The following is an 18,846-nucleotide window of genomic DNA, read 5'->3' as shown; positions in this document are numbered from 1 at the left end:
GCGTCTGCAGGGTTGGTTAGTTCTGAGATTTTAGGTAAGTTCATGTTGTAGGTCGGGCTTCAGCCCGACAAGATATTCAAACCATGGCGACATAAAATACCCGACATAAAGTCGGTGCTACCGGAGCATAAAAACTTTGTCGCCGTAAACGACGACCTACATTCAAAAAACTAAACAGGTGATTGCTGTAAGCGCGATTTCAAATCGCGCTTTTTGCGCAGGATAAACCAGCGCTAAAGGATTGGTTGGTTCTGAGACTTTAGAACTTCCATACAACAAATTCGTTGTTGGTAACCTTGTAGGCGCGATTTTACATCGTGCTTTCATGCGCAGGATAAATCAGCGCCTACAATAATTAGCGTATTTTGAAGTATTAAAATAATTCCGATAAGCTATAAATATGCTTAAAAAACGCAGGTATATCTCTGCACCTGCGTTTTTACACTTTAGCTTAAAGCTTACCGCTTTTAACTTTAAGCTTGTCGCTTTCAGCTCGCTAACTCATCCCTTCTAACTCGCTTACTCCACCTAAAATCAATCACTCTGCAGTGCTTCTATCGGATCAAGTTTTGACGCTTTAATCGCTGGGTAAACACCAAATGTCAAACCCACCAGCGCACAGATGCTGAACGATAAAACAATGGCGCTGAGCGACCAAGATACCGCCCATTCTGAATAGAAGGCGATCAACTCAGATAAAGCGATACCGAAAAACACACCAAGCAAGCCACCTAAGATTGAGATAGTAAAACTCTCAGTAATGAATTGAACTTGAATGTCTTTTTGCGTGGCGCCAATGGCGCGCAGTAAACCAATTTCTTTGGTGCGCTCTAACACTGTTGCCAGCATGATATTCATGATACCGATACCGCCCACCAGTAGTGAAATGCCTGCCACACACGACATCACAATATTGAAAATTTGCTGGGTTTGTTTTTGCTGGGCTAATAACGCAGCAGGCACAATCAGCTTGTAATCATCAATGTCGTTATGACGACCCTTGACCAAAGCATCAATGGCTTGCGCGGCCATCACGGGGCTAAAGCCCGGCTCAGTTGCCAGCTTAATACGCGATATTTCCGGGTCGAGTAATTCACTTTTAAAGCGGTGAATGGCTGTTTTTAACGGGATAAAAATCTGGTTTTGTTCGTCACCTAGCTTTACCCCTTGAAACTCTTTCTTTTTCAAAAAAGAGGCTTCTAAAATGCCTACGACTTCAAACCACAGATGATTAATTTTCACTGACTTGCCTACTGCATCTCCAAGTGGAAACAAGGTTTTAGCGGTATTGGCACCGAGCAGCGCCACTTGTGAAAAGTGTTGTCCGTCTTGTTCGTTTAGCAAACGCCCTGCACTTAAATCGAAATGCGCCAGCTTGAAGTAGTTTTCACTGACCCCCACGGCTTGGCCTTCGAACTTAGCGTATTCACTGAATACATGGTAGGTTTCGACTACTTTCTCTGCGGCAAAATCAGTGATAAATGGCAGGGCTTCAACGGCGACTTTACCATCATTGAGCGACAGACCATCTGAGTGTTTACGTTGCTCTCTCAGCTCTTCTTCTTCAAAGTCTTTGGCTTCAACAATGACGTTATTAAGGCCCATAGAGTCGATCATTTTCAATGCTTCGCGTTGAGCGCCCTCGCCAATATTTAGCATGGCGATTACCGCACCTACCCCGAAAATCATGCCAAGCAGTGTCAAAAAGGTGCGTAATTTATGCTGCTGTAACTGTACTACCGCATCTTTAAATAAGCCCACTAGATTCATAATTTGCCCTCCTTATCGACCAACGCAATCACATCTCCCTCTGAGAGGCCTTGAGTAATTTCAACATGGCTTAAGTTGCTTTGCCCCAAACTCACAGGGGTTTTGCTATAACCCGACGCCGTTTTAAGTTGCACATACGCACCGTCTTCATCGGCAAATACACTAAACTTAGGCACAACCAGTTTTTCGGCTGCTTGGTTGGCAATGATATTTGCCGTGACTTTTAGACCTGGTCGCAAATGTGCACCTTGCTCATCAATACTGGCGGTCAGCTCATAGTATTTTTGCGGGTCTTGGCGTTTGATTGATTTCGGAAATGGCGCAAGCTTGGTCACTTTACCTGTAAAAGTTTTGCTCGGATCTGAGATCAAAGAAAACTCCAGTGTTTGGCCTTGCTGCAAGTTAATAGCTTCACGCTCTTTTACGAATAGCTTAATTTGCATCACAGAAATATCTGGTAAACCCGCTATTTTCTGGCCCGGCCAAAGTGTTTGCCCGGCCCTTGGTTTTTCGCCGCGCCAGTTTACACTGTGCGTTAACAAACCATCGTGAGGGGCAACAACTTCTAATGACGACAAATTGCCATTGAGCATATCAATTTTGCTTTGGTGCTGCTGACTTTGCATATTTAAGAGGTCCAACTCACCTTGGGCACTGCTATTAAATTGTTCTGATTGCCAATTAAAATAGTCTGTTTTGGCATTTAGGTAATCTACCTTTTGCGCCTGCTCTAAGATATCGAGTTTAGAGATGATGCGAACATCATCAATTGAGAAGGTTTCAGCAAATTGCTTTTCTTCTTCTACAATATCAATGTCGTACCCCAAATGCTTTCTTCTTGTGTCAATCTCAGTATTTTTGCCAGATAAGTCTTGTGAGACCTTGTCGTTTGAAAATTCACTTTCGCGCTTTTGCTTACTCATAACACGACCGTCAAATCGCGCTACCACTTCACCCTTTTTTACTTGCGAATATTCAGGCATTAACCATGCGAGCGTTTGTGGACCACGAGATGAAGCGGGAGTACTGATCACAGTTTCTGTTGCTGCGATTAACTCACCTTTTGCTTCAACATAGTTCTTAAATTGCGCAGTCTGGACCGTATATGTTAATTGTGCATCAACTTCTGCCGGTTCTGAACAAGCCGTTAGTAGTAATGCACTGATCACTATCGCTAAATATTTCATAGACGTACCTCATCTCCTTGTTTTACCCCCTCTGTGATCACAGCAAAACCATTACTGATATTACCGACTTGAACAGGCAGTTTATCGCCGCCTTTTTCTATCACATAAGCGCTGGCTCGCTCGCCACTTGACTGCTCATTGTGTAAGGCCGAGATAGGCACAACTAAAACATTTTCAATTTTATCTGTGGCGATTTCTACCCGAGCTGTTAAGCCTGGACGCATAATTCCAGCATCAATGTCATCTAAGGTGATCAGGGTATCGACTATGCGGCGTTTGTCTTGTGGTGACTTTTCGCGAAAAGCACTGCCAATGGTGGTGATTTTACCTGAAGTAATTAGCGGCTCAGGACCATCTATGGTGACTTTAACATGTTGATTAAGGGCAATACGGCCAAAGTCAGCTTCATCAATTTGCGCTTTCACCTGCATGTCTTCTATCACAGCCATCTCAATAACAGGTTGTCCAAATTGCACACTCTCACCGACTGTCGGCTTTTCGCCACTGGCATTGCTGTAATACATCACAATGCCATCCATAGGGGCTTTGACTTTAAGCCTTTCGATGTCTTGCTTTAGTGCGTCTACTTCGGCCTTCAAGCGACCTACTTTGCCTTCCGCTAAACGAATATTGAGTGCTTTGGTCTCTTTTTGAAACGCCAGCTTTCTTTGCGCCAGCGTTAGGTCATTTTTGGCAATGGTGAAATCAATCTGCGCCTTGCGCTTATCATTGTCTGAAAGCGAATCATCTTTAATATCGGCTTTACGCTCTGCAATATCGAAGTTCATCTGCGCTTCGGCAAGGGCAAGTTTAAGCTCTTCTTGGTTTTTAATTTCGAGTGCTTTTTGGTTCTCAAGCTCTTTGACTGCTCGATCATATTCGCTGTTTTTATCAATTAAGCGATCGCGGACAGGTTTGTCGTCAAATGCAGCAACCACTTCACCCTTTTTTACTTGTTTATTTTCAGGCGCTAGAAACTTCACCTTGTATTGCCACATGCGAGCAATGGAAGGTGGCGCAATCAACGACTGTTTTGCTGACTCTAGTTCACCATTGGCCTGTACAGCCAACTGAAAACTGGTTTTCTCGACTGTATGATAGTCAAATTCATCACTGCCACAGCCTACTAACGATAAAGCGACAACACTGGCTAGTACACCTAATTTAAACTTATTCACTTTGACCTCCTTGCAAACGCACACGCCCAGTCATCCCCGGCAGTATTTTTAGCTTTTGAGTTTCATCAAATGAGAAAACCGCACGATAATAGGCGTCTTTTCCCCATTCTTTACGCTCTTCCGGCTGAGTCGATAAATTAGTTAACTTGGCTGTAATCGGTGTTTTTTGGTAGGCGTCTAGGGTCAAATTAACGCTTTGGTCAAGCGTAAGGTGCTTATAATCAATTTCATGTACCCAAGCCTCAAGGTAGAGTCCTGTCATCGCTGGAATTTCTGCAATTTTCCAGCCTGGTTGTGCAGTCGCCCCCGAAAATAACTTAGAGCCATACCAAGGGTGATTTGCATATAAGATCGGGCCTTGATTGGTTGCCTTATGGGTTAAGTCGTTTAAGCGCTCGCGATTTTCTTTTAAATTAATTTGTAAACGTGCGATTTCGATTTCTTGTTTACGAATATTTACCTGCGCAGTGGTTTTTGCTTCAGCTAGACTGGCTTTGGCTTTGTGTTTTTGGATCACCGCTTGCTCGAGCTTTAGCTGATTTTCTTCGTAGTCGAACACGCTGACATGACTTTTCGGCACTGCGGCGTCTATTTTCGCTTTTTCAAGTAAGAGCTCTGCGCGCGTTAACGCAAATTCAGCTTCTAAGATCGCCTGCTGACCTTTATTCTGCTGCCTTTTTAACTCATCTTGCGCATTGTTAAGACTTACTTCATCTTGTTCTATGGTGCTTGCAATTGAGCCGCCTTCAAATACCACTACGACATCGCCGGGCTTAGCCACTTCGCCTTCTGGCAACATCCATTCAATTTGCACACGCCAAGTATCACTTTGTGGCGAAAAGAAAGTTTGGCTATCTCCAGCTTTGATTTCACCGGTGATGAAAATGCTTTGAGCATCCTGCTCGGCAAAGCTATTGGCACTGAAAATTGAGCTTGAAAGTAACAAAGCCAAACACAATGGTTTTAATGTGCGTTGTTTTAAATTAGCTTTCATCGGCGGCTGTCCTCTATTTTCACGCCATCTTTCATTCTTATGATGCGCTTTGCATACTCGGCAATATCGTCTTCGTGGGTCACCATAACAATGGTGTGCCCTTGCGAGTGTAAATCACATAGCAATGACATTATTTCGTGAGAGGTTTTGCTGTCTAAGTTACCCGTAGGCTCATCGGCAAAAATGACTTTCGGCTCATTCACTAAGGCTCTGGCAATGGCCACCCTTTGTCTTTGACCGCCCGACATTTCATTCGGTTTATGTCCCGACCTATGATCAAGCCCAACTTTCGCAAGCATGGCTAAGCCTTTTTGTTTGGCTTCTTCTGGAGAGGTCTCACTGTAACGAAGCGGCAGAGTGACATTTTCAAGTGCACTCAAACGGGTTAAAAGGTGAAAGGTTTGGAAAATAAAGCCGATACGTTCATTTCTTATTTTCGATAAGTCTTCATCGCGCATATCTTGAATAGACTGGCTCGAGAGAAAATATTCACCCTGTGTCGGCGTATCAAGGCAGCCTAATATGTTCATGAGGGTTGATTTTCCTGAGCCCGAAGAGCCCATAATGGCAACGAACTCGCCTTCATCAATGGAGATAGAAACATCGTTTAACGCGGTGACGCGCGTTTCCCCACTGCCGTATTCGCGATATAAGTTCTTTACTTCAATCACTTGCTACAATCCTTGATTATTATTTTTATCAGATATTCACCGTATACAATGTGAACAACTGAGTCAACTATCATAAGCGACTGATTTTAGTGACAATAAATCAAACTGTACCGATTTACCAAAAGTTAACCTTATAGTAAAAAAAGCGTTACTAATGAAACATAAAATGCAAAATAATAATGGTTACATTTCAAGCCTGTTTCCACTATAGTGACTTTAAGGTTATGGAAAACAGTGAATGTAATGAGAAAAAGCCTAATATATTTAAGTATTTGTCTTCTTAGTGCTTGTAGTAAAGAAAGTAAACTAGAAGAGAGTTACTACCAAGCTGAAGTGCAACGAGATCACCAAAGCCAATATCAACTCGCGCAGCAACTTGTTGAACTTGGTGAGACATCATGGAAACATCGAGCACAAGAGCACAAAGCAGCCATTGAAAAAGTCACACAGTCACAAGCACACCTTACTCAAAAAGAGCTGATAGCTGCATTTAATTTAGCCGCTGAGGCAAAGCAATTAGACAATTCAATGGCGGCCGACACTATTCTTAAACAAATTCTCAGCGACGACGCTTTACAAAAGTTAGTTAAAAGCACCCATACCTTATTAGACAAACACTCTGCTTTAATTTCACAAGGGCAGCGACTGCTAAGTGAAGCACCAATAGAATGGAATATCATTGAGTTAAACGAATACTTATTTCAACTAAATTCACTGATTCAAAGCTCAGAAAAAACAATTGCATTAACGCCTTGGCAACAAAGCAATCAGGCTTACCGTTTAATCAAGTTAAACACGCAGCACATTGAGCAGCTAAAGTTACTGCAGCAAAAGCTATTAAACACTGTTAAAACAGAAACTTGTGATGCGCTTTGTGCTGGCTTAAAAGCCAATCTAAAAGACGCTCAGAAAAATATTAAGCTATTCGATGACGCCGCTGTAGAAAGCATGATGGCCTTCCCATTTGAGCAACAGCTTAAAAAATCGAGAGAATGGTTAGAGCTAAACAATAATATTCGCATCACACTCGAAGAAGTCGATGCCGAGCTTGGCGAACATTATAAGGCTTACTACAAGTCTTTGCTTAGAGCAGTCAGAGGCCCTAAGTATGATCAACAATATTGGCAATTTGCTGCTGAGGATGTCGCCAGGGTAAGCAAGGTCGAACAAGTCGAAGACGTGAGTTTTATTGCCATCGAGCTCTCGCCTAATTTGAAAACATTTTTAGAGCACTATGAGCAGCTTGCGTTTTTGAGATAGCTAGAGAATTCACAAAAAAGCCCCATCTGCATAAGCAAATGGGGCTTTTTTCGGCGTGATGAATTGTGTCTTAATCTAGCTGATAAACGCTAAATCCAAGGCCGGCTACTTGGCCTTTTTCACCTTCAGCTGATTGATAAATCAGTTTCGCATTTTCACTCATCCCCGTCGGCTTAATGCTCTGAGGTTTCGTGCTGGTATTAAAGATAACCGCTAGGCTTTGCTTACCTTTCTCACCCTGATACGCACGTTTGATGGCGAATAAGCCTGGTTCATCCTGTGAGAATAGAATGCTTTGCTCTCCTTGGCGCAGTGCGATATGCGCTTGATATAGCTCAGCATATTCAGCAAAACGCTGATAGAACAAGTGCGATGTATCAAAGTTGTCATCAGCTGTGGTTTTATCTGTGGCTAACAGGTCATCATCGTTATAGGTTTTAACAAATGATGGCATCATGTTTTGTCTTGAATCTTGGTCGCCACCGTCGCCCACAAAGCCTTGCTCATCACCGTAGTAAATCACCGGTACACCGCGGCTAAAGTACATCAATGCATGGGCTAGAAGAGTACGTTCAACCATTTCGCTTTCGCTGTAATTAAAATCACTGCTTTTTAAGCGATATGTAATACGGCCCATATCATGGTTACCCGTAAAGCTCACAAGGTGATTGGCATTAAAACCATCTTCATGCTTGTATAAATGATCTTTCGCGAAAAGCTTGGTCAGTTCGCTTGTGCCTTTTTGATTCACCACAACCGCTTCAATGCTGCCTTGCAGTGCAAAGTCGAGTACCGATGGCATTTTACCTTCAGTTAAGAAAGTACTAAGTAGCTCAGGCTCAAAGCTATACGCTTCGCCATACATCATAAAGTTGTTGATACCTAATGAGGCAGCATGCTCCATCAGTGCTGGGGAGAACTGCTCCCAGAATGACATATCTACATGTTTTACCGTATCAATTCTAAAACCGTCAGGCTTGAACTCGGTGATCAGGTTTTTGTAGATGTCGATCATGCCATCAACCACTTTTTGTTGTGTGGTGTCGACATCGTCTAACCCTGCAAAATCGCCTTTGATTGAGCTTTCACCCGACCAGTGTGAATCACCTTGGTTGTTATACAAATCAATGTCGTTTAGCCAAGCGGGTACTTTAACGGCTTCTTCGCCTTGAGGGATCAGTGGCTTATAACGCTCGTTTTCTGGTGTATTGCTGTCTTTAAATTGACAGCGGTCACCTTCTACTAACCACCCTAGACCATCTTTACCATGACACTGTTCGTATTTGATCACGTCAGCCGTGTGGTTGGTGATGATATCAAAGTACACTTTGATATTGCGTTCGTGCGCTTGGTCAATGAAGTTTTTAAGCTCAGCGTTTGAGCCCCAGTGCGGGTCAATCTCGGTAAAATCTAAGATCCAATAACCGTGGTAACCCGATGTATCGGCTTGCATTGCACGGTTACGTAGCACGGGCGTTAACCAAATCGCGGTAATACCCATGTTATCTAGGTAAGGCAGCTTTTTAGTTAAACCTGCTAAATCACCACCGTGATACATACCTTTGTGAGTAACGTCTAAGCCACCACGAGATAGCGCTCGTTTTGTGTCGTGAACAGCTGCGCCCATATCGTTACTCGGATCGCCATTATAAAAACGGTCTGGCAACACAAAGTAGAATACTTCATCACGAAAATCTCGTTGCTGATACGGTGTCAGCTTAGCCGCTTTGCGCTCAAACTGTTCAACGTTGGTTGCTGCAACTGCGGTATTCGCCTGCGCTACAGTATTTTTTGCCGTATTCGCTGATTGGCTACACGCTGTAAGACCTGTCGCTAACATCAGCGACAGGGCAATTTTATTCAGTGGTGATTTAAACATAGGATCTCCTTTTTTATACCAATCCTCTAAATTAATTAGTCTATTTTGAGGATTGGTATCATGCTTACTTTCGACTAAGAAAGCTTTGCATAAACGCTCGCAAACGCTGGCATTTCTAAGTTGTTGTCATTAATGGTCGCTGTCACAAGCTTGTGATCTGTAATAAGTGATAGCTCACTTACACCTAACTGCTCAAGGCTGATTGTTTGCGCTTCATTACTTAGGTTAAAGCAGACTAAAAGTGTCTGGCCATTGTAGCTACGTTTAAACGCAAGAATTGGCTCTGGCGTCTCAATAAACTCAATGTCACCATAAAGAATTGCTTCAAAGCCCTTACGCCATGCACTGAAATGACGGTAGCTATTTAGTACTGAGTTTTCATCATGTTCTTGGGTATCTACTGCAGTAGTATAATGCGCTGCTGGCACAGGTAACCAAGGTTTAGCAGTACTAAAACCCGCATTATCTTTTTTACTTTCCCAAGGATGTGGAGTACGACAACCATCACGACCTTTGAATTGTGGCCAGAACGTAATGCCATACGGGTCTTGTAAATCTTGGTAAGCAATTTCAGCTTCAACCAGACCAAGCTCTTCACCTTGATAGCTACAAACACTTCCGCGCAGTGATGAGATCATCGCATACAGCATTTTCGCGAGCGTTGCATTGCCTTCAGCGTTTTGCGTTCTGCCCCAGCGGCTCGCAACACGGATCACATCATGGTTCGACACAGACCAACATGGCCAACCATCCGATACGCGTGCTTCTAATGACTCTACAACTTGCTTAATGTAGCTTGCTTTGAAGTCATCTGTTAGCAGGTCAAAGCTATAACCCATGTGTAGGCGCTTATCACCTTGGGTGTACTCAGCCATGGTCTTTAATGAATCTTCAGACGAGATTTCACCTAGCGCGACTGTGCCCGGGTACTTGTCTAATAGTGCGCGAATGTCTTCCATAAAGCCCAAGTTTTCATCTTGGGTATTGTTGTAGTAATGGTACTGATACGCATACGGGTTCTTTGAGTCAAAACCGATATTGGTACGCAGCTCTTGCGCTTTAGGCGGGTTGTCACGTAATTGCGCGTCATGGAAGCAGAAGTTAATTGCATCTAAACGGAAGCCATCTACACCACGTTTTAGCCAAAACTCAATATTATCAAGGGTTGCTTGACGTACTTCTGGGTTATGGAAGTTAAGATCTGGCTGACTGGTTAAAAAGTTATGTAAGTAGTATTGCTGACGGCGCGGTTCCCACGTCCACGCAACGCCACCAAAAATCGACATCCAGTTATTTGGTGGTGTGCCATCTGGCTTAGCATCAGCCCATACGTACCAATCAGCTTTGTCATTAGTTTTATCTTCACGACTTTCTAAGAACCACGCATGTTGATCAGATGTATGGCTCAATACTTGGTCAATCATGATCTTAATGCCACGGTCATGGGCTTTGGCGATCAGCTCATCAAAATCTGATAACTGACCAAATAACGGATCGATATCGCGATAATCGCTGATGTCGTAACCGAAGTCTTTCATAGGAGATTTAAAGAATGGCGATACCCAAATCGCATCTACACCTAAGCTTTTGATGTAGTCTAATTTTGCGATGATACCCGGAATATCACCGATACCATCTTGGTTGGCATCATAGAAGCTGCGTGGATATACCTGATAAATAACGGCGCCGCGCCACCACATTTGTTCTTTCATTTAAAACCCCAAAGACTCTTCTTCATCGCCCTACACCTCATTTTGTTCTCAGTGTCACGGTTAGTGGCACTTAGTTTTAAAAGACCCGAGGCATAATCGGATAGTCGTTATAATATTGTCATAAAGAATACGCGTTATGATTTTTTCGTAACAGCCTTTGCATACGTATTCAGGATTTGCAGTTTTATGAATGACGCTATGATGCAATCATCAAGAAAAATGACAAAGAGGTTGGGTGTGAGTAAAGTTTTTTTGGGTATTAGCCTAGTTACAGGGCTGGTTTTAAACCCACTAATTGCAGCACAAGCTGTTGAAAATAAGAACAATGACAAACCTTATACGATTGCATCAAAAGCGCATAAATATGTGTCTCACAGCTATCAAAATGGTGAGCTGACGGTTACCACAACACTGGGTGATGTTACCTTCTCTGCACTCAATGACAGTGCCATTGAAGCGGTATTCAATGCCAAACAAGCCGCGGTGTCGGCAAGTAACCTGCCTTCTTATACCATCAGTGAAACACACCAAGACCACACCTTACTCTTCAGTCAAAAGACTTCACAGCAAGGCAATGTGCTTGTTGGCTCAGCAGGCAATATGCGTGTCGAAATTACCACGCAGCCTTATTCAGTAAGTTACTTTAAAGGCAAACAATTACTGGTAAAAGAAGAGCAAGGCTTTTACTCAGGCACAGTGATTGAACAGCATGACAGCCAAACTCAGACACATAACGTACATGGTGTTCGCTTTAATTTAAATGACAGTGAGCAATTACTTGGTACAGGCGAGCGCGTATTAGGTATGGACCGCCGCGGCCATCGCTTGCCTTTGTACAACCGTGCGCACTACGGCTACGAAACTGAATCAGTACAAATGAATTACAGCTTGCCTGCGGTGATGTCGAATAAACAATATATGTTGTTATTCGATAATAGCGCCAAAGGCTGGGTTGATTTAGCAAAGTCAGAACACAATGTTTTGCAGTTCGAAGCTGTGGCAGGGCGTAACGCTTATATTGTCGTGGCGGGTGATTCTTACCCTAAACTTATCGCCAACTACACCGATATCAGTGGCACACAGCCCATGTTACCTCGCTGGGCGTTTGGTAATTTTGCTTCTCGCTTTGGCTATCGCACACAACAAGAAGTGATGGACACAGTTGCCAAATTCAAAGCGCTGAATATCCCACTCGACTCAATCATCATTGACTTATATTGGTTTGGTAAGGACATTCAGGGCCATATGGGCAACCTTGCTTGGGATAAAGACGCGTTTCCCGAACCTGAAAAAATGCTGCGCGAACTACGTAAGCAAGGCATTCAACCTATTTTGATCACTGAACCATTTATTCTTTCGAGTTCAAAACGTTGGGACGATGCAGTTGCGCAAAAAGTGCTGGCTAAAGATGCCGAAGGCAACCCAAAAACGTTTGATTTTTACTTTGGTAATACTGGCATTGTCGACGTCTTCAACGACAAAGGTCGAAACTGGTTTAACAATATTTATCAAGAGCTTGCTGAACAAGGTGTACAAGGTTGGTGGGGCGATTTAGGTGAACCAGAAGTACACCCGAGTGATGCATTACACACTTTAGATAATGGCCAGCAAGTATCTGCAGATGCCATTCATAACGCCTACGGTCATCAGTGGGCAAAAATGTTATTTCAACATTTACAAACGACGCAACCTAAACAACGTCCATTTATTTTAATGCGTGCTGGTGCTGCAGGCTCTCAGCGCTACGGTATGATCCCTTGGACTGGAGATGTGAATAGAACTTGGGGCGGATTAAAACCACAAGTTGAGTTATCACTGCAAATGGGCATGTTTGGTTTGGGCTACACGCACTCAGACTTAGGTGGTTTTGCCGGTGGTGAGCAGTTTAATAAAGAGCTGTATATCCGTTGGTTACAATACGGTGTATTCCAACCAATTTATCGCCCTCACGGCCAAGAACATATTCCATCAGAAGTGGTATTCCACGATAAAGAAACACAAGACATTTTACGCAAGTTCATCGAACTTAGATACCAAATAATGCCTTATAACTACACGTTAGCGTATCAAAACAGTCAATCAGGTCTACCGCTGATGCGACCAACCTTTATGGGTGACGTTGCCAATACAGACCTTTCGAACAAAGACAGTTACCTATGGGGCGACGCGTTTTTTGTACACCCAATTACCTCCGCGAATTTAAGTTCTGTCGACGTTACGCTGCCAGAAGGCGTGTGGTTTAATTATTTCACAGGCAAAAAATTCGAAGGTGGCAAAGCACATAAAGTCGAAGTAAACCTTGAGCAAATCCCTGTGTTCGTTAAAGCGGGGGCATTTGTGCCTATGGTTGAGAAGTTCCAAACCACGCAAAACTACAGCTCTGAGCACCTAACCTTACATTATTGGGCTGATGCTCAAGTACAAAATGCCACAGGCAGTATGTATGAAGACGATGGCCATACCATGAATGCCGACAAACGTGGCGAGTTTGAACTACTTAACTTCGCAGCGAAGCAGAATAATAGCCAACTGGGCATGCTGCTTATGCGTCAAGGCAAAGGCTACAAGGGCATGCCAAAAGCACGTGAGATCACCTTAAAAATCCATAACTGGCAACAGCAGCCAAAGCAGGTTAAGGTAGGCGACCAAATCATTCAATCTTATGATTGGAATAATAAAAACAGCACCTTAACGGTGAAATTTAACTGGCAGCATCAGCCACTGACACTACAGGTTCAATAACATGACAACACAACAGTCTGAGTCTTTAACCCGTATTATCGCCGACATTGGCGGCACCAATATTCGTCTTGCTATTGTCGACGAGCAAGCCGACGGCTATTACCGTAATATCAGCACCTATAAATGTGCTGATTATGCTGGTCTTGCCGAAGTATTAAAGCTGTATATCAGCGAGCAGCAATTAGAAGACAGCCGATTAAGTGCTTGTTTAGCGATTGCGTGTCCGGTGGATGATGACTTAATTTCGATGACAAACCTACCTTGGCAGTTTTCTCAATCGGCATTAAAAGAGACATTAAAGCTTGAGTCTTTAACGCTGATTAATGATTACACTGCCATTGCTATGGCTATTCCACTTTTGAATGATGCACAAAAAGTGAAAATCGGTGATGGTGAAGCCGTTGCAGGTAAACCTATTTCAGTGTGTGGCCCAGGTACAGGGTTAGGTGTTGCGAATCTAATACCTGTTGGTGACAAATGGCACTGTGTCAGTGGCGAAGGCGGTCATGTTGATTATGCCCCTGTTGGCGAGCTCGAAATCGAGATTTTGCGTTTCTTAAACAAGATTAAGCAGCGCGTTTCTTACGAGCAATTGCTGTCTGGTTATGGTTTAGAGCAGGTTTATCAGGCTGTTTCTGCCATTAAACAAAATCCAAACACTGAAAAGCTCTCTGCACAGCAAGTGTCGGAGCGCGGCTTAAGCAATGACTGCGAATACTGCAACCTTGCTCTCAATGTGTTTTGTCGTGTACTCGGCGCCTTTGCAGGTAATTTGGCGCTAACATGCAATAGCGTCGGCGGTGTCTATATCGCCGGTGGCATAGTGCCGCGCTTTGTTGATTTCTTAAAATCAACGGCGTTTAGAGAGCGCTTTGAAAATAAAGGCCGTTTATCACACATTCCGCGTCAAGCACCGACCTATGTGATCACAGAAAGCCAGCCAGGCCTACTGGGTGCTGCGGCTTATGCGATGCAAAGCTAAAAGCTAAAAGCTAAAAGCTAAAAGCTAAGTAGAGCTCTTACTTAGCTTTTAGCTTAATGATTTATTTATCAAATGTTGTGCTTTTTTATCCCTTCCTCCTTCAGCTAAACCGCTAAAAAACCAGCTAAATTTACTTTCTTTTAATTAGAAATAGTTCCTTTTTTAAACTAGGCTTAAATTAACCGTGCTGCCTCTAAAAATATCAAAAGCCTTTTATGGATAAACTATTTAAATTCGCGCATGCTGTTTTCATGCTGCTACTTATTATTTCAAGCAACAGCTACGCGCAAATCCCATTGCTAATCAACGAATATTCGGTAAAAAAGCTCACTGCCGAAGACGGCTTTGTATCATCTGAAATCTACTCCATCATTCAAGATAAACAAGGGCTGATTTGGTTTGGCACCGCCGAAAATGGCGTAATGCGTTATGACGGCCGCAAAGTTACCTTGTTTGAATTTGACAGCATGAATGACAACGGCCTCTCGCATAATGATGCAGGCAATCTAATGCTAGATAGAAACGGGAATATTTGGATTGGCACATGGGGCGGCGGAGCTAATAAATATAACCCTGCCACTGGTAGATTCGATAATCATTTACATGACCCAAAACACAGCAACTCTATTTCAGCAAACCGTATTCAGTCTCTTCATCACGATGAAGATGGTTCAATATGGCTTGGCTCATACGATCAAGGACTAAACCTATATTTAGGCGCTAACCAATTTTCTCATATAAAAAAAGCCACAGAAACAACCGCAGGCTTAAGCCACAATCGTATTTGGGACATTGAGAATAAAGATAAAGACACCCTTTGGGTTGCTACCAGCTTCGGTCTCAATTTATTTGATAAAAAAAATCAAACTTTTGAGTATTATTTTCCTGAGCCAAGCAATACCACTCCAACCGGTGCGAACGAAATTCGCCATATCCTCAAGACCCGAAGTGGCAAACTTTATGTTGGCACACAGCAAGGTCCTTTTAAATTCAACTTAGATACAAAGCAATTTACGCAACTAGGCCTGTTTAATAATAAGAACCTAGGCCAAGTTAACTCAATGATTGAAGACAGAGAGGGTTTTATTTGGTTTGTCACCAGCAAAGGGGTGTTTAGGCTCGACCCTGCCGATGATGAAATCAAGCAACTCGAATTAGAGCACAATAATGGCTTGCGCATTATTTTCGAAGACAGTGGCAGAACGCTTTGGATCACCAATGAGGTACGGGGCATTTATAAACTCGTTCCACATCGAAAATTTAAATCAATCCAAAACCCTGAGCTTGTGGCACCTAATGGTATTTTAAGCGATACAAACGGTGACTTACTAATCGCAACATCCAACTCCGAATTGTTCAAATGGCAAATTGACTCTCAAAAACTTGAAAAGCTCTCAAGCGCGATTTTTAATGAGGAAAATGGCTTTAATAACAACCGCTTGCTAGAGCGCCCAGTGCTCTATTTATCTGATGATAATTTACTCTGGGTTGCGCAAGATGAGGGGCTGGCAACGTTTGATCTCGTTACGCGAAATATAGAGTTAATCACTTATCCCAAAGACGACCCCGGCCACAAAGAGTTTAGAGAGATCCGCGCCTTAAACGCCGATACCTTTGGCAAAATTTGGATAGGTACATATAAAAACGGGGTTTATACCTACGACCCACAACAACGAAAGTTCACACACCTAGATTCAACTTATGGCCTGACCCACCCCGAAGTGCTCGAAATCTTTAAGGACAATAAAGGCAATATGTGGGTAGGCACAGGCGATGGTGCGAACTTATGGCAAGAAGATATGCAGTTTTTCATGCCCTTTAAGAATAACCGCTACAACCCTGATAGCTTGCTCGGCAGTATAGTCCAGGACATACACCAAACAAGAAGTGGCGAGATATGGATTGCCACGCAAAAGGGACTAAACCTTTACCAACCCGATGCACAAAACTTCAAACATGTAAAAAAAGAAGATGGACTACCCACCAATTTAATTAGAGCCATCGCCGATGACGCTGAAGGCTATCTATGGCTTACCACAAACAAAGGGGTTTCTAAGTATTCACCCAAAAACGACACCATAAAAAACTTTGACAGCCAAGATGGTTTGTTAGGCTTAAATTATTACCCAAATAGCCTTGTAAAGGGCAGTAATAACACCTTCTTTACCAGTAGTCAGCGTGGTATTGAGTACTTTAGCTCTACTTCTTTGACCAGCAACCAAGCTGACCCAAACTTAATATTAACTGGGTTTAACGTGATGGGGCAACCTGTACAGTTAGATATGCCTTACTCTTATGTCACTGACATCAACCTGTCTTATCTAGATTATGTATTTTCTTTCGAGTTTGCAGTTTTAGACTTTATTTCCCCCAACAAAAACCAATACGCATACAAATTAGAGGGCTATGACGATAAATGGATTGAAATCGGCAATCGTAACATTGCCTCGTTTACCAATTTAGATGGCGGTGACTATACGTTTATGGTCAAAGCGACTAACAGTAACGGGGAATGGAGCAAGAACATGCTCACCGTTAATCTGCATGTATCCCCTCCACTTTGGCAAACATGGTGGGCATATTGTATTTATGCATTGATATTACTGGCCCTTATTTTCAGTGCAATTTATTTAAGAACACGACTGCAAAAAGTTGAAATAACAAGACAAAAACAATTTGTGACTAAACTTGAGCAACAAGTCTCTGAGAAAACGGCATCACTAGAATCTCAAGCCAAAGAGCTGGCTGCTGCACTCGAGAAAGCAGAAGAGGCTACGCAATTGAAATCAGATTTTTTAGCCAATATGAGTCACGAGATCAGAACACCCATGAATGGTGTGATTGGTATGTTGAACCTCCTTAAAGCCGGTGAGCTGAGCTCTGAGCAAGCACACACGGTCGATATCGCGCGAACCAGTGCCAATTCGTTGCTGACTTTAATCAATGACATTTTAGACTTTTCAAAAATCGAGGCTGATAAACTCGAATTAGAAAATATTGAATTTGATATCAGGGAGCTGATTGAATTACTTGCCGAATCCATGTCACTCAGCGCGCAAAGTAAAGGTGTTGAGATTGTACTCGATTTAACTGAGCTTAAAACGACTTCCATAAAATCTGATCCGGGTCGGATCAGGCAAATCCTGACAAACATACTTAGTAACGCCATTAAATTTACTGAGCATGGCGAAATTGTTATTGCAGCAAAACTGCTAACAACAGATTCGCCAGATACCTTCGAGTTAAACTGCCAAGTCCGCGATACAGGCATTGGTATACCTAACGATAAACTCATCTCACTCTTTGATGCATTTAGCCAAGTTGATGCGTCCACAACCAGAAAGTATGGTGGTACGGGCCTTGGACTGAGCATTACAAAGCGCTTATGTCAGTTGCTAGGCGGTGATATTAGTGTCACCAGTGAAGTTGGTGTTGGAAGCTGCTTTACTATCACTTGCCTTGTAACGAGTCAAAGTCAACCAACCTCTGAGCGGTTCGATCTCAGGCACCTAGCGTTGAAGCTGTTGCTCGTCGACGCCAATAGTTCTAGTCGCTTTGCACTGAAGAAACAACTTGATGCCTGGGGGGTAGAAGTTACAGATTGCGTTAGCGGTGAAGCCGCACTAAGCACATTAAAGATACTAGATAAGCAAAGCACAGCAGCTTTCGATATTGTGCTATTTGATAAGTATTTGCCCTGCATGCAAGGTGAGTCATTTGCGAAACAACTTAGAACCACAGCCAGTTTTAGTGAAACGAAACTCGTCATGATGGGTAGGCTCAACGAGCAATATAGCCAAACACAAATTATTGAACTGGGCGTTGATGCCTATTTTTACAAACCAATTACCCAAGCCGCCTTACTAAAATCCCTTGCGGTAGCAAGCGCTGAACTTCGTCATCAGCTTGAAGCAAACAATTCACAGGCTTTAAGTGTTGAACAGGCAACAGCTGCACCTCATTCAGAGTCTGATTGGACTGCCAATGTTCATCTCTTATTGGTAGAAGATAACAAGGTTAACCAACTGGTAGCGTTAAAAGTATTGAGAAATATAGGCATAAAAACAGAGGTAGCAGAGAACGGCTTACAAGCTATCGAAAAGCTCTCTTCATCAAATGAATCTGAACCATTTAACTTAATTTTAATGGACTGCCAAATGCCTGAAATGGACGGCTATCAAGCCACTCAGGCCATTCGTTTAGGTGAAGCAGGCGATAGCAATATTGCCATTCCAATTATTGCTATGACTGCAAATGCCATGCAGGGCGACAAACAAAAGTGCCTTGATGCGGGCATGAGTGACTACATCACAAAACCAATTGTAGAAGAGCAAGTCATTGAAAAGCTGAAAGAGTGGTCATTAAAGTAAATAGCATGACGCACTTAACCATGACTTAACCTAGTGATTCACATAACGCTGAATACGTATGCATAACATGGTGGTTGTTTCGTATACTCTGTACTATTGAT

General features: G+C 43.0%; 11 protein-coding genes. 4 read left to right on the top strand and 7 right to left on the bottom strand.

Translation table 11 applies throughout. The annotated features are described in order from the left end of the window. Positions 1 to 534: 534 nt before the first annotated feature. Genes AC1HJP_RS01490 through AC1HJP_RS01470 form a run of 5 tightly spaced genes read right to left on the bottom strand, consistent with a single transcriptional unit; the run spans position 535 to position 5,800 of the window. Positions 535 to 1,770: an ABC transporter permease gene (locus AC1HJP_RS01490; protein ID WP_480359886.1), complete on the bottom strand. Its 1,236-nt coding sequence runs from the start codon at positions 1,768 to 1,770 to the stop codon at positions 535 to 537. Further along, complete coding sequence (locus AC1HJP_RS01485) at positions 1,767 to 2,957, bottom strand: efflux RND transporter periplasmic adaptor subunit (RefSeq protein WP_480359884.1); 1,191 nt, start codon at positions 2,955 to 2,957, stop codon at positions 1,767 to 1,769. The genes AC1HJP_RS01490 and AC1HJP_RS01485 overlap by 4 nt, the downstream gene beginning before the upstream one ends. After that, positions 2,954 to 4,135, bottom strand: a complete 1,182-nt coding sequence (locus tag AC1HJP_RS01480) for an efflux RND transporter periplasmic adaptor subunit (RefSeq protein ID WP_480359883.1) — start codon at positions 4,133 to 4,135, stop codon at positions 2,954 to 2,956. Before AC1HJP_RS01480 ends, AC1HJP_RS01485 begins: the two co-directional genes overlap by 4 nt. Continuing rightward, positions 4,128 to 5,129, bottom strand: a complete 1,002-nt coding sequence (locus AC1HJP_RS01475) for an HlyD family secretion protein (RefSeq protein ID WP_480359882.1) — start codon at positions 5,127 to 5,129, stop codon at positions 4,128 to 4,130. Before AC1HJP_RS01475 ends, AC1HJP_RS01480 begins: the two co-directional genes overlap by 8 nt. After that, positions 5,126 to 5,800, bottom strand: coding sequence for an ABC transporter ATP-binding protein (locus AC1HJP_RS01470; RefSeq protein WP_480359881.1), 675 nt, complete (start codon positions 5,798 to 5,800; stop codon positions 5,126 to 5,128). Before AC1HJP_RS01470 ends, AC1HJP_RS01475 begins: the two co-directional genes overlap by 4 nt. A gap of 243 nt (positions 5,801 to 6,043) precedes the next feature. Here AC1HJP_RS01470 and AC1HJP_RS01465 point away from each other — a divergent pair, with 243 nt between their 5' ends. Then, positions 6,044 to 7,060, top strand: coding sequence for a hypothetical protein (locus AC1HJP_RS01465; RefSeq protein WP_480359880.1), 1,017 nt, complete (start codon positions 6,044 to 6,046; stop codon positions 7,058 to 7,060). 70 nt (positions 7,061 to 7,130) lie between these two features. On the opposite strand, the gene AC1HJP_RS01460 is transcribed toward AC1HJP_RS01465, so the two are convergent. Both AC1HJP_RS01460 and AC1HJP_RS01455 read right to left on the bottom strand, forming a co-directional pair. Then, complete coding sequence (locus AC1HJP_RS01460) at positions 7,131 to 8,939, bottom strand: alpha-amylase family glycosyl hydrolase (RefSeq protein WP_480359879.1); 1,809 nt, start codon at positions 8,937 to 8,939, stop codon at positions 7,131 to 7,133. 74 nt (positions 8,940 to 9,013) lie between these two features. Next, positions 9,014 to 10,651, bottom strand: a complete 1,638-nt coding sequence (locus AC1HJP_RS01455; protein WP_480359878.1) for an alpha-glucosidase family protein — start codon at positions 10,649 to 10,651, stop codon at positions 9,014 to 9,016. A 237-nt stretch (positions 10,652 to 10,888) separates the two neighbouring features. Between AC1HJP_RS01455 and AC1HJP_RS01450 the strand changes: the two genes are divergently transcribed. From AC1HJP_RS01450 to AC1HJP_RS01440, 3 genes are all read left to right on the top strand, one after another. After that, positions 10,889 to 13,393 carry a TIM-barrel domain-containing protein gene (locus AC1HJP_RS01450; protein ID WP_480359877.1) on the top strand — a complete coding sequence of 835 codons (2,505 nt, stop codon included), beginning with the start codon at positions 10,889 to 10,891 and terminating at the stop codon, positions 13,391 to 13,393. A gap of 1 nt (position 13,394) precedes the next feature. Then, entirely contained in the window at positions 13,395 to 14,375 is a 981-nt protein-coding gene (locus AC1HJP_RS01445) for a glucokinase (RefSeq protein ID WP_480359876.1), read from the top strand. 215 nt (positions 14,376 to 14,590) lie between these two features. Then, positions 14,591 to 18,745: a hybrid sensor histidine kinase/response regulator gene (locus tag AC1HJP_RS01440; protein WP_480359873.1), complete on the top strand. Its 4,155-nt coding sequence runs from the start codon at positions 14,591 to 14,593 to the stop codon at positions 18,743 to 18,745. The last annotated feature ends 101 nt before the right edge of the window (positions 18,746 to 18,846 follow it).

It is taken from the genome of Pseudoalteromonas sp. NFXS53, assembly GCF_056629255.1.
The sequence above is the reverse complement of the archived record's forward strand: the minus strand, read 5'-3'. Positions and strand labels throughout refer to the sequence as shown.